The sequence below is a fragment of the Snodgrassella sp. M0110 genome, from assembly GCF_016101465.1.
GTDB classification, from domain to species: Bacteria; Pseudomonadota; Gammaproteobacteria; order Burkholderiales; family Neisseriaceae; genus Snodgrassella; species Snodgrassella alvi.
In genome coordinates this window covers 109037-121444 of the sequence record NZ_JACFQM010000003.1, presented here as the reverse complement: position 1 = coordinate 121444, position 12408 = coordinate 109037, and the positions used below count along the sequence as shown (strand labels likewise).

Genomic DNA, 12408 nt, shown 5'->3' with positions numbered 1-12408 from the left:
CATTATAATTTAGATTGATAATCTAAAACATTCTAATTTTTAATATCTTCTTTATATAACACGAAATAATTTCAATCTGATCATCAGAATCTTCTATTTAATGAATAAAATTCATTGCAACAGAAGCATTCAGTAATGTTGGTTTGGCACTTAAATCTGATTTGATGCTAATAGAATTTAGTATCACAGCCAGACTATGACTCGTACTACGAAGGGGCCGGCCAGTACCATAAATAAACCAGCCAGAATCATAGTCAGGCTGGCAACCACGCCTTCATCAGCATTACGCTGAATTGCCCGAGAAGTACCAAATCCATGTGCGGCATTACCAAATGCAGCACCATTAGCCAGATGCAGACGGCTGCGGCTTAATGCCAGTGTGATATCACCGAAGAGCATACCTGCCAGTCCGGTTATAATGGTAAATACAGAGACCAGAGCGGCAGAGCCATGAATTTTATTTGCCAGCTCAATGGCAAACGGAGTAGATATAGAACGGGCCATCAGGCTATAGGTCACTTCGTGGTTAAAATGAAACAGACGTGCCATCAGATAAGCGCTGCCCACCCCGACAAACATTCCAACGATAATTGCTGTCATCAGAATCGGTAACTGACGTTTCATTACATCACGATATTGATAAATCGGAATGGCAAAAGCAACAGTGGCCGGACCAAGTAAACCGGAAATATACCGCGTATATTGATTGTATTGGGCATAGCTGATATTAAGCCATTGCATGACAGCTATGGTTAATACACTAAAAGTAATAGCGGGTGACAAAAATATAACCGGTTTAGCGCGATAGCATTTTTTTGCCAGTGCATATAATGCGATTGTCCAGATAAAACAGCCGGCAGCAATTATATTCATAACAGATATCCAGTAAAAATTTATTGTGTGGCAGTCTAAATATGGCGATGTTTAATCCATGCCCGGCGCAGGCGATAACAATATTTAAGAGTAAGTGCAGTACTGCTCATTACCAGGAATGTACCTATGACGATGCTAATAATCAGCTGCCATCCTTCAGCTGCAAACAATGCTTTATATTGCACTACTGCGATAAGAACAGGCATAAAATACAACATTAATTCGCCCAGTAAAGCCTGAGCACCGCTGGCTAACCAGGACAATTTCAGTATATTTAGCTGTAATAAAAGCAATACCAGAACTAGCCCGATTACACCGCCAGATAAGGGAATATGTGTCATTCTTTCGATGCCTGACCCTATCAGCCAGAATAAAATGATTAATAAAATTTGTGCGCATATACGTAAGCAGTTTGTCTGACGAAGGTGTAACATATTCATTTTGGCTTTTCTCTATAACCAGTTATTGAAAACTTACCATTATAATTAGTCTTATTAGGCATAATATGAATTATAATTTTATTATTATTCTTTTTTTGAATATTTATGATTGATATAAAGGCACTTCAGTGCTGGGTTGCTCTGGTTCAGAATCACAGTTTTTCAGTTACTGCGGAAAAACTGGCACTATCCCAACCGAGTGTAAGCAAGATTATCCATGCACTTGAAAATGATTTAAACGTAGCCTTATTGCAAAAAGGCGAAAACGGACGCAAGCGCCAGGTGCTGCCAACGGAAATTGGTCAGTGTGTATATGAACGTTCTCTGCAGATACTTAATCAGGTGTCGCTGCTGAAACAGGAGGTAGAAGATTATCGCGAACTTAAATCGGGTATGTTGCGTATCGGAATGTCGTTATTGGGCAGTCGTTTGCTGACGCCGGCTTTTTTTCGTTTTCATCAGCAATGCCCGGATATTGAACTGGCTTTTATTGAAGCAGGTACTCGTGATATTGAAGCTGCATTGCTAGATAACCGTTTGGATGTAGGGCAGTTGTTGTTACCCGTTAGAGATGAGTTTGAACATATTCCTTTATGTAATTATCCGATGATGGTGCTGTTTCCGCGTAAACGCCTGGTTCAAGTATCAGAATCCATGTCGTTACGCAGTCTGCGAGATGAATCTTTTATTTTGTTTAGTCGTGGATTTGTTTTGTATGAACGAATTGTCAATGCCTGTCGTGATCAGGGGTTTGAGCCAAATGTAGTTTGCTGTACCAGCCAGTGGGAGCTTTTACGTGATATGGTAGCAAAAGAAATGGGCATTGCTTTACTACCCAGTTATTATACGGATGAATTTGACGATAAAATATTTGCAGCTGTTCCGTTAACTGATCCGGCTATTAACTGGAGTCTGTCCATGGCATGGCCTCGCCACAAAAAACTGACACCGGCTGTAAAAGCGTGGCTTAGAGTAATCAAAGAGGAATTTTCACGTTAATAATCAGAATTAATTGTCTGCTTAAGTCGTATAAATAGCAGGGGAGTGAAACAATGCCGGGTAAACTTATCATTAATTAAAATAATCGCCAGAAATAAGATTGTTTATCTTTACTATTTATTTGATAATGTTGTTTAATATTAATAATTGTTATTATAAAGATATTCAGCTGATAAGTTAGATTCAATAAATACCTTAAAAATACTCTGAAAACCAGTTTTGTAACTCCTGTTTCACCTCAAATTGCTGCAATCTAAAATATGAAAGGTTTTTCATGATCAGCAAAGTATTCGGAATACCTTATTATGCTGTTGTATTTACTTCCCAACGCAGCCATGGTGATTTCGGTTATGCGGAAATGGCACAAAATTTATTAAATGAAGCTGAAAAAATGGAAGGGTATTTAGGAGCAGATAGCGTTAGAGATGCGGAAGGAACAGGCATTACCGTTTCATACTGGCGTATACTTGAGGCTATTAATAAATGGAAAAACCATACTTTACACATGGAGGGGAAAAAAATGGGTATCAAGCAATGGTACGAAGAATATTCAATCCGTATTAGTAAAGTTGAAAATGAAAAATTTTTTGAATCTTGTGATTCAAACTCAGATGAATAATAAGGTAATTGGTAATAGCTTCTTATCCGTCTGAGCTTATTATTTATAAATCTGCATCAGTGCAGAATCAGTAGTTTAACCATACATTCTGGTCGCGATTGCTCAGACCATTCAGTTTATTCAATTCTCAGAGTACATATGGTCCTGCATAATTTTTTCATAAACTGCATCAGGGACATAACGGCGAATCATGGCCTGCCAGTTTTGCGGTCCGACCATGCCTTTTATCATGGTTGATGATACTTCGGCATATTCACGCGGTGGTATCAGGAAAATAGTGGAAATTTCCGGCTGTAAGTCATGATTGATATGGCGCATGGAACGCTCATACTCATAATCAGAAGCGGTACGAATACCACGGATAATGAAATCTGCACCAATACTGCGCGCATAATTAACCAGATACTGATTTTGAAAACTGGAGATTTTGACATTGGGAAAATTTGCCGTGATAGCCTGAAGCATTTCTTTACGTTCTTCAACTGAATATGTGGCATTTTTTTCCGGATTCACGCCAATAGCGACGATTAGTTCATCAAATAATGGCTGTGCTTCACGAATCATCCACAGATGGCCATTGGTAGGTGGATCAAAGCTGCCGGCATAGACTGCACGGCGGATGGTTGAGTTAGTCATTATTGCGTATTCCGAACTGCTTTTTGTCATGCGAAAAAAATTAACCTGTATGCTGATATTTTGCTGTTGCGTATGAATAATTTAATTATAAACAGTTATTGCTTTTCAATGATTTTATTACAAAGCTGCGCAGCTTAATCAGTTGCGTCTGAATTGTCAAAGCATAATTATTTTTTATTCTTAACAGAAAACGTTAAGCCTGATATTGATAAATGGTGGTTAATAAATGCAGTTATATTTCTGATACTTAGAGTAAAAATCTTGTAAACTTGCCGTGAAGTATTTTGAAACTATAAGTGGTAATATGTAAATAGATTGCCTGGTGGAGTGTTTATTTTTGATAAAGGCAATGAATTAAAAAGATAATAGGAAATAGTATAAAATAATCAATTTTACTGCAATAGTATACCGATTAGTTGGTTTATCTAGTTATTTTGCCATATATGAAACCTCAATCAGGTTTTTTCGTTGTGTATCACTGGAATATTTTCTTTACCAAATTTATATCAGATTAGTGTTTATTTTGTTATTTTGTTTAAAATTGAAATCTTTTTATATTTTTCTATTGTTTTTTTAGTGGCAGTTTCTCTTAATAACTACTATGTTTCAGAGATTGAATTGCAGCATGGAGTATTCAGACTTTAATCAGATAAATATTGAATGTATTTTCAGTTTGGCAATGTGTTAGTGTTTATTTGATTGAAATTATTAAAATTTTAAAATTATATTTTTGTTGATAAAATAAAAATGATCACATATATGGTTTTAAATCTGTATTGTTTATCATTTGGTATTCATAATTAGTAACAGAAATGAGATATTAATTACTAACATGATATATTGATGAGAATGGTTTTCATCCTTTACAATCTTAATCTTTTTGCCACTATTGATTAATTAGAGCAAAATTTGAGTGATATACGGATTATTAAGCAAATGAAAAAAAAATGGGTTAAAAGGTTTGTATGGTTGTTAGTCGTGGTGGTGCTGGCTGCTGTTGTATGGAGCCTGTTTTTTAAGCCTAAAGACCAGATGAATTTTGTGACAGATGATGTTCGCCGCAGCGATATCATGCAGACAGTTAATGCCACAGGAGAAATTGCGGCGGCACAATTGGTTGATGTCGGTGCTCAGGCTTCTGGCCAGATCAAAAAACTGTATGTCAAACTGGGCCAGCAGGTTAAAAAAGGTGATTTGATTGCTGATATCGATTCCACTACCCAGTTAAATACCCTCAACACTAATAAAGCTAAGCTGGATACTTATCGTGCTCAGCTGGTATCTGCTCAAATTGCATTGAAAATGAAACAACGTGCATTTGACCGTGAACGCGCGCTGATGGGGCAGGATGCTACCTCTAAAGCAGATTTTGATAATGCTCAGGATAATCTGGCCGCAGCACGGGCTAACGTGGCTGAGCTGAAGTCACAAATCCGGCAAACACAGATTGCCATTAATACTTCAGAAGCAGATTTAGGCTATACCCGCATTACTGCTCCAATGGACGGTACAGTTGTATCCATTCCAGTAGAAGAGGGACAAACTGTGAACTCCAGTCAGAATACGCCAACGATTGTACAGCTGGCTGACTTAAGCAAAATGCTGAATAAAATGCAGATTGCCGAGGGCGATATGAGTAAGGTTAAGGCAGGAATGCATTTAACTTTTACTACGCTGGCGGACAATAACAAAGTGCGTAAAGCTACTCTTGAAGCAGTAGATCCGGGGTTAACCAAGATGTCTCAGGGAAGTTATGACACCAGTACGGATACAACTGATACAGCTATTTATTACTATGCCCGGGCTCTGGTTCCGAATGATGACGGCACACTGCACATCGGGATGACTACTCAGAATAATATTTTTGTGAAATCTGTTAAAAATGTACTGACTGTATCGAATCAGGCAATCAGGCATAACCGTGGTAAAAAAGTGGTGAAGGTGCTGGGCGATAATCAGCAGGTTCAGGAAAAACAGATTGAGACTGGTATTACAGACGGTATGCGCACAGAAGTGAAATCAGGCCTGAAAGAGGGTGACCGGGTAGTTTTATCTGCGCTGAGCAAGGCAGACGCCAAAAATGGTGTCAGCAAAGAACCTAAAATGCGTGGTCCGAGAATGTAAGCCATGAGTTTATTGGAAATTAAGGCAATCAATCGCTGGTTCGGCACTGGTGAAAACCGGGTTCAGGTGCTCAAAGATATTAATCTGAGCATAGAAAAAGGCGATTTTGTAGCTATTATCGGTCAGTCTGGTTCGGGTAAGTCTACTCTGATGAACATCATTGGCTGTCTGGATGTGCCGTCCAGCGGTTCGTACAAAATTGATGGCGTAGAAACTGCTGCTATGACCGCAGATGAACAGGCCGCTTTGCGCCGTCGCAGCTTTGGTTTTATTTTTCAGCGCTATAACCTGCTCGGCACATTAACAGCACGTGAAAATGTAGCCCTGCCGGCTGTATATGCCGGTATGGAATACGATGAACGAATGAAACGGGCGGATGAGTTGCTGGCTCAACTCGGGCTTGCCGGTAAGGAAGAAAACCGTCCCAGTGAACTGTCCGGTGGTCAGCAGCAGCGGGTAAGTATAGCCCGTGCGCTGATGAACGGCGGTGAAATTATTCTAGCAGACGAGCCAACAGGTGCGCTGGATACCGGTAGCGGAAAAAACGTGATGGAAATCCTGCATAAACTGCATGATGCCGGTCATACCATTGTGATGGTTACACATGATCCGACGATTGCTGCTAATGCTAACCGGGTAATTGAAATTAGTGACGGACGGATTATCGCCGACCACAGTAAGAATACAGATATTCCGCCCAGCAATATTGAGAGTATTAAAGAGCATAATTCATGGCATTTTTACCGTGATCAGTTTTTTGAATCTTTTCTGATGTCTATTCAGGCGATTATGGCGCATAAGATGCGCTCGTTTCTTACGATGCTCGGCATTATTATCGGTATTGCTTCAGTGGTGTCGGTAGTAGCACTGGGAAGAGGGTCGCAGGAAAAAATTCTTGAAAACATCAATGCTATGGGCACAAACACGGTTTCCGTATATCCGGGTTACGGATATGGGGATCGCCGTTCTTCCCGTATTAAAACGCTGACTGTTGGTGATGCAGAGGTTCTGAAGCAACAGGATTATGTTGACAGTGTCACTCCGGGTGTTAATACCAGTGGTACGCTGACTTATGATAATCAGTCTCTTTCAGCTCAGCTATACGGTGTAGGTGACCAGTATTTTGATGTACGCGGTATCAAGCTTGCTTTTGGCCGGCTGTTTAATGAGGATGATGTAACTCAGAACAGTCAGGTAGTCGTAATTGATGACAATACCAAAAACAAATTGTTTGCTGATGGTACTAATCCGCTGGGAAAGGTTATTCTGTTTAATAAACGGCCATTGCGTATTATCGGAGTAACAGAACCTAATAATAACGGCTTTTCGGACAGTGACAGTTTACAACTGTTTACTCCTTATACCACGCTGATGAACCGGATTTCCGGCTCTAAATACATTACTTCAGTTACGGTAAAGGTAAAAGATAATGTCAATTCACAAACGGCAGAAAAAGGCATTATTGAATTACTGAAAGTACGTCATGGTACAGAGGACTTTTTTACCCGTAACAGTGACACTATTAAGCAGACAATTGAAAGTACTACCGGCACCATGACTCTGCTGATATCAAGTATTGCGCTGATATCTCTGGTCGTAGGCGGTATCGGGGTGATGAATATCATGCTGGTATCGGTAACCGAGCGGGTGAAGGAGATTGGTATACGCATGGCTATCGGTGCACGTCAGCACAATATTCTTGAACAGTTTCTGATTGAAGCGGTGCTGATTTGTCTGATTGGCGGGTTGGTTGGTGTACTGTTTTCGTTTGCCATCAGTATGCTGTTTAATTTGCTGGCAACAGATTTTGCTATGTCATTCTCAACAATTTCTATTGTGATGGCTGTACTTTGTTCAAGTGTAATTGGTGTGCTGTTTGGTTTTATGCCGGCAAAACGTGCATCGCAGCTTAATCCTATTGACGCGCTGTCACGCGATTAATTGTGTTGATGCTGAAATTTAAATCTGGCGGAAATGGCTGTACTGCATTGATAAATGCAGTAAGCGTCAGAATAAAAAGTTACGATGATGAGAGATAATTTTGTGAAAAAACGCAGCGCAGTATGGATGCTGAGTCTGAGTCTGCTGTTAACCGCCTGTGCTACGCATAGTTCCTATCCGCAGCAAAGCATGCATAAAGCCGGAATGCTAAGCAGTGCAGAAATTGCTGCGCAGTATCAGGTTAATGCTAACTGGTGGGAAATTTACCATGATGAAACTCTGAATCAGCTGGTAAATACTGCGCTGGCTAATAATGTTGATTTGCGTCAGGCAGCACTGACAGCTGAAAAAGCACGTTATAGTGCCCGTCTGACAGCAGTAGACCTGGTACCGAATGCAAGTGGTTCTCTTGGCGCCAGCAGCTCCAAAGATTTGAAACATGGCGGGGTGTCCAGCCGTAATTTTACCGGCCAGCTCGGATTAAGTTATGAGCTGGACGTATGGCAGAAAATTCGTGCCAATACCAATGCGGCACGCTGGAAATATCAGGCCAGTGAAGAGGATCTGGCCGCCAGCAGACTCTCACTGATTAATAGTGTCGTCGATAATTATTTTCATCTTGCCTACATTGATGGTGCAATCAGTTTAACTAAAGACAGTATTGAACAATACCGGCAGATTGCCAGAATCTCTCAGGCACAGTATCAGGTAGGTAAAGTCAGCAGCATTAATGCTACTAATGCCAAACAATCGTTACTGAGCGCAGAGAATAATCTGACCTCATTGCAGCAGAACCGGCTGGAAGTATTGCAGAATCTGCATAATTTACTCAATCAGCGTCCGGGTGAGGTAACGGATATTCAACCAACATCTTTAAATCAGATTCATTTGAGTGAAGTGAATCTGAATGTGCCATTGTCTGTACTGGCTAATCGCCCTGATTTACGTGCGGCAGAATATCGTTTGCAATCTGCTTTTTCCAGTCAGCAGGCAACTAAACGTAGCTGGTATCCGAGTATTAGTCTGAATGGTGCGGTTAATTCGCGTTCTGAGGCTGCTTCTTCGGCTTTACATTTTCCAGTCGGTACGGCAAGTGTTAATGTAAATTTGCCTTTTCTCGACTGGCAGACTCTATATTGGCAAAACAAACAGGCTAAGGCAGATTTTGAAAGTGCTAAACTGACTTTTGAACAATCTCTGACTACAGCCCTTAATGAAGTTGAACGCTATTACCGGCAATACACGCTTAGCCGCAATACACTGGCCAATAATGAACAAAAATACCAGTACGATTTAAAAAACAGTCGCTACTACCATGCCCGCTATCAATACGGTACTAATCCGCTTAGTGACTGGCTGGATGCATTGAATACTCAGTATTCTTCGGCACAAAATGTGTTAAACAACCGTTATAGTGTCCTGCAAAATGAAAATCTGATTTATCAGGCTATGGCCGGACGCTATCAGCCGCAATAATATTCAAGCCGGCCTGTTTGAAAATATACAGGCCGGCTTTTTATAGGTTAGTTGATAATTGAATTATTTTTCTGTTTTCATTACACTAATGACTAACAAAAAAAATCGCCCCTCAAAAAGGGGGCGCAAAAAGGAACACAAACCACTACCAATAGAAAAGTGCTAAATAAATTGTTGAACAAAAACAATATATTTTAAATCTGTGAGTATGTTCAGAAATTGCTGCAAAATATTTGTGAATATTTGTGTCGTTTCGTGAACATAGATGCATCATAAACAAATTATTTTCTAATTGCAAATGATAGTTATTATTATTTGCAAAAATAACTGAGAATTTTATTTATAATTTTGTTTTTAAAAGAAAAATAAATAGTGGTATATATACCCGTTAATAGAGACTATGACAAAAAATACTAAAAAATAATGTTTTATCCGGATAAAACCGCTTGATGACTATTAGTTTGTAATAGTCATCTGTTGGATTTGCCTGCTGAGTAATTTGTTTTACCGGTGCGGACGGCTGTTATGCACCGGAGTTGATTTTTTAGTATTATCGGAGTTTTAAGTCAGCGGTGTTCAACCGCATAAAGCATTGAATCAATATGCGTCAAATTATTCTTGATACTGAAACCACCGGACTGTATGCAAACAATGGTGATCGCCTGATTGAATTTGCCGGTGTAGAAATGGTAGACCGGCGCCTTACCGGAAATAATCTGCATCTGTATATTAATCCTGAGCGCGATATTCCAGACGAAGCTGTGGCAGTACACGGAATTACACTGGAAAAGCTACAGGAAATGAATGCACCGGTGTTTGCCGGTGTGGCTCAGCAGATTGCCGACTACCTGCATGGTGCCGAACTGATTATTCATAATGCTGTGTTTGATGAAGGCTTTCTGGATATGGAGTTTGAGCGTCTGAGTATGCCCAAAATTAAAACGATTACCAGTGGGATAGTTGATACGCTCAAAATGGCTCGTGATAAATATCCGGGACAGAAAAATTCGCTGGATGCTTTATGTACGCGGCTGGAAGTAGACCGCAGTAAACGTGTACTGCATGGTGCGCTGATTGACTGTGAATTACTTGGTGAAGTTTATCTTGCCATGACCCGAAGCCAGTTCAGTCTGGTAGATGAACTGATGGCCACTGCTGCTGCCAGTGAAAATCAGATTGCAGAAAGCAAATATCAGATAAAGCATACTGGGTTAACAGTAGTGGAACCCAGTGCAGAAGAACTGGCTGAACATGAAGCTTATTTGCAGGCGTTGGATAAAATAGTTGGTGAACCCTGTATGTGGCGGAAATGGCAGGAAAATAACGGAGATAAATCTGTATGACCCGGCATGTAGTGCTGATTCCTGCCGCGGGTGTCGGAGCACGATTTGGTGCAGGATGTCCGAAACAATATGTTACTTTGGCCGGTCAGACTGTATTACAGCATACAGTGTCGCGACTGGCACAAATCAGTGCAATTGATCTGTTTTTGATTGTTGTATCAGAACAGGATGAATATATCGATGCTGTCTATCCGGCAGATTTATTACCGCCGGATGTGCATATCCTGCGTTGTGGCGGAGCGACGCGGGCGCAAACTGTGCACAATGGGATTGTGCAGGCGCAAAAATATTTTAATGTACAGGATAACGACTGGATACTGGTACATGATGCCGCTCGTTGCTGTGTGAGTACGGATTCTGTAAAACGTTTATTAGCTGCTGTGCAGGATCATGCAGTCGGCGGGTTACTAGCGCTTCCCGTAGCAGATACCCTTAAACAGGCAGATGAGCAAAAGCAGGTGAGCCGGACAGTGAACAGGACAGGTTTATGGCAGGCTCAGACTCCACAAATGTTTCGTACCGGTATTCTGGCCAGAGCACTGGCACAGGCAGATTTGGATGTAATTACAGATGAATCTTCTGCCGTAGAGGCGCTTGGTCTGACTCCATTACTGGTAGCAGGGGATATACGCAATCTGAAACTCACCAGTGCACAGGATGCGTTACTGGCTAGCTATTTTTTACAGCAGGACACCATTAAATGAGTTCTTTAAGAATTGGTCAGGGTTATGATGTGCATCAGCTCGTTAGCGGGCGGCCATTGTTACTTGGCGGCGTAAAAATTCCTTTTGATAAAGGTTTGCTTGGTCATTCTGATGCAGATGCGCTATTGCATGCGATTACCGATGCACTGCTGGGTGCAGCTGCTTTAGGTGATATTGGCAAGTTTTATCCGGATACAGCTGCTGCAAATAAAGATGCCGATAGCCGTGTACTGTTACGCGGTGCCTGTGCTGCCGTTCTGGCTGCCGGCTGGCGTGTGGTCAACGTTGATAGTACGGTTATTGCTCAGGAGCCGAAATTGCGTCCTTATATAGATCAGATGCGCATAAATATTGCAGCTGATTTGAATATAGCTGTGGATGCAGTAAATGTTAAGGGTAAAACCAATGAAAAATTAGGCTATCTGGGGCGGAAAGAAGCTATTGAGGCTCAGGCAGTCGTATTGCTGACGGCAGTTTAATCCTGTTGCGGCATCAGTTATAATTTCGTGCAGGAATAATTATTGTTTGAAATGTACTTAAAGTTAAGCTGATCAAGGAGCAGTAGAATGGCCACACAGGATGAGTTGAAACGTCAGGCAGCGCAAAAAGCTGTTGAATATGTCAATGAAAACGAGTATCTGGGTATTGGTACCGGTTCTACCGTGTATTTTTTTATTGAGGCACTGGCACAAAGTAAAAAGCAGATTAAAGGTGCAGTATCCACATCTGCTCTGACCAGTGAAACTTTAAAAAAATTTGGTATTCCGGAAGTAACACTCAATGAAGTGAATGGTTTACCGCTGTACATTGATGGAGCTGATGAAATCAATCATTTATTGCAGATGATTAAAGGTGGCGGCGGTGCATTGTTAAATGAAAAAATTGTTGCCAGTGCTGCTGAGAAATTCATTTGTATTGCTGATGAAAGTAAATATACCAGTCGTCTTGGCCATGTATCGTTACCAGTGGAAGTGACACCCAATGCTCGTTCACTGGTAGCGCGCCGGCTACTGAAACTTGGCGGAGAGCCTGAACTGCGTCTGGGTTTTACTTCTGATCATGGTAATCAGATACTGGATGTAGCTAATTTGAACTTTGATGAGCCAATTAAAATGGAAGATGCCATTAATAAGATACCCGGTGTAGTGGAAAATGGTTTGTTTACTCACCATCCGGCTGATTTACTGGTGCTGGGTTGCAGCGATGGTGTCAAGGTATTAACTGCCAGAGTTTGAATTCGCTGCACAGAAGTA

At 41.0% G+C, this 12408-nt stretch carries 12 protein-coding genes; 9 read left to right on the top strand and 3 right to left on the bottom strand.

All coding sequences use genetic code 11. The features are described from left to right. Positions 1–183: 183 nt before the first annotated feature. Both H3T84_RS05480 and H3T84_RS05475 read right to left on the bottom strand, forming a co-directional pair. A complete protein-coding gene (locus H3T84_RS05480) occupies positions 184–873 on the bottom strand; it encodes an LrgB family protein (protein WP_198218475.1) in 690 nt (229 codons plus the stop codon). Positions 874–908: 35 nt separating this feature from the next. Beyond that, positions 909–1313: a CidA/LrgA family protein gene (locus H3T84_RS05475; protein WP_037474662.1), complete on the bottom strand. Its 405-nt coding sequence runs from the start codon at positions 1311–1313 to the stop codon at positions 909–911. 105 nt (positions 1314–1418) lie between these two features. On the opposite strand from H3T84_RS05475, the gene H3T84_RS05470 reads away from it, so the two are divergent. Both H3T84_RS05470 and H3T84_RS05465 read left to right on the top strand, forming a co-directional pair. Further along, the gene (locus H3T84_RS05470) at positions 1419–2312 is read left to right on the top strand and encodes a LysR substrate-binding domain-containing protein (protein ID WP_232346120.1); all 894 of its coding nucleotides are present in this window, start codon (positions 1419–1421) and stop codon (positions 2310–2312) included. Between the two features lie 274 nt (positions 2313–2586). After that, positions 2587–2931 (top strand): antibiotic biosynthesis monooxygenase, encoded by a 345-nt coding sequence (locus H3T84_RS05465; RefSeq protein WP_198218474.1) that lies wholly within the window; start codon positions 2587–2589, stop codon positions 2929–2931. Positions 2932–3051: 120 nt separating this feature from the next. Here the strand turns inward: H3T84_RS05465 and coaD are convergent, their stop codons facing one another. Beyond that, positions 3052–3567 (bottom strand): pantetheine-phosphate adenylyltransferase, encoded by a 516-nt coding sequence (gene coaD, locus H3T84_RS05460; protein WP_037474668.1) that lies wholly within the window; start codon positions 3565–3567, stop codon positions 3052–3054. Positions 3568–4503: 936 nt separating this feature from the next. On the opposite strand from coaD, the gene H3T84_RS05455 reads away from it, so the two are divergent. From H3T84_RS05455 to rpiA, 7 genes are all read left to right on the top strand, one after another. Further along, positions 4504–5691 carry an efflux RND transporter periplasmic adaptor subunit gene (locus tag H3T84_RS05455; protein ID WP_078474340.1) on the top strand — a complete coding sequence of 396 codons (1188 nt, stop codon included), beginning with the start codon at positions 4504–4506 and terminating at the stop codon, positions 5689–5691. 3 nt (positions 5692–5694) lie between these two features. After that, complete coding sequence (locus H3T84_RS05450; protein WP_198218473.1) at positions 5695–7632, top strand: MacB family efflux pump subunit; 1938 nt, start codon at positions 5695–5697, stop codon at positions 7630–7632. 102 nt (positions 7633–7734) lie between these two features. After that, complete coding sequence (locus H3T84_RS05445) at positions 7735–9108, top strand: TolC family protein (protein WP_370524026.1); 1374 nt, start codon at positions 7735–7737, stop codon at positions 9106–9108. 602 nt (positions 9109–9710) lie between these two features. After that, positions 9711–10451, top strand: coding sequence for a DNA polymerase III subunit epsilon (gene dnaQ / locus H3T84_RS05440; RefSeq protein WP_198190189.1), 741 nt, complete (start codon positions 9711–9713; stop codon positions 10449–10451). Then, positions 10448–11155 (top strand): 2-C-methyl-D-erythritol 4-phosphate cytidylyltransferase, encoded by a 708-nt coding sequence (gene ispD, locus H3T84_RS05435; protein ID WP_198218472.1) that lies wholly within the window; start codon positions 10448–10450, stop codon positions 11153–11155. The genes dnaQ and ispD overlap by 4 nt, the downstream gene beginning before the upstream one ends. Then, positions 11152–11634, top strand: a complete 483-nt coding sequence (ispF, locus tag H3T84_RS05430) for a 2-C-methyl-D-erythritol 2,4-cyclodiphosphate synthase (protein ID WP_198218471.1) — start codon at positions 11152–11154, stop codon at positions 11632–11634. The genes ispD and ispF overlap by 4 nt, the downstream gene beginning before the upstream one ends. Positions 11635–11721: 87 nt before the next feature. Then, complete coding sequence (gene rpiA, locus H3T84_RS05425) at positions 11722–12390, top strand: ribose-5-phosphate isomerase RpiA (protein ID WP_037393496.1); 669 nt, start codon at positions 11722–11724, stop codon at positions 12388–12390. Positions 12391–12408: the final 18 nt, after the last annotated feature.

Coding starts and splice junctions, on each gene's coding strand:
- H3T84_RS05475 (WP_037474662.1), bottom strand. CDS start 1,313: ATGAATATGTTACACCTTCGTCAGACAAACTGCTTACGTATATGCGCA.
- H3T84_RS05470 (WP_232346120.1), top strand. CDS start 1,419: ATGATTGATATAAAGGCACTTCAGTGCTGGGTTGCTCTGGTTCAGAAT.
- H3T84_RS05480 (WP_198218475.1), bottom strand. CDS start 873: ATGAATATAATTGCTGCCGGCTGTTTTATCTGGACAATCGCATTATAT.
- H3T84_RS05455 (WP_078474340.1), top strand. CDS start 4,504: ATGAAAAAAAAATGGGTTAAAAGGTTTGTATGGTTGTTAGTCGTGGTG.
- ispF (WP_198218471.1), top strand. CDS start 11,152: ATGAGTTCTTTAAGAATTGGTCAGGGTTATGATGTGCATCAGCTCGTT.
- rpiA (WP_037393496.1), top strand. CDS start 11,722: ATGGCCACACAGGATGAGTTGAAACGTCAGGCAGCGCAAAAAGCTGTT.
- H3T84_RS05465 (WP_198218474.1), top strand. CDS start 2,587: ATGATCAGCAAAGTATTCGGAATACCTTATTATGCTGTTGTATTTACT.
- H3T84_RS05450 (WP_198218473.1), top strand. CDS start 5,695: ATGAGTTTATTGGAAATTAAGGCAATCAATCGCTGGTTCGGCACTGGT.
- ispD (WP_198218472.1), top strand. CDS start 10,448: ATGACCCGGCATGTAGTGCTGATTCCTGCCGCGGGTGTCGGAGCACGA.
- coaD (WP_037474668.1), bottom strand. CDS start 3,567: ATGACTAACTCAACCATCCGCCGTGCAGTCTATGCCGGCAGCTTTGAT.
- dnaQ (WP_198190189.1), top strand. CDS start 9,711: ATGCGTCAAATTATTCTTGATACTGAAACCACCGGACTGTATGCAAAC.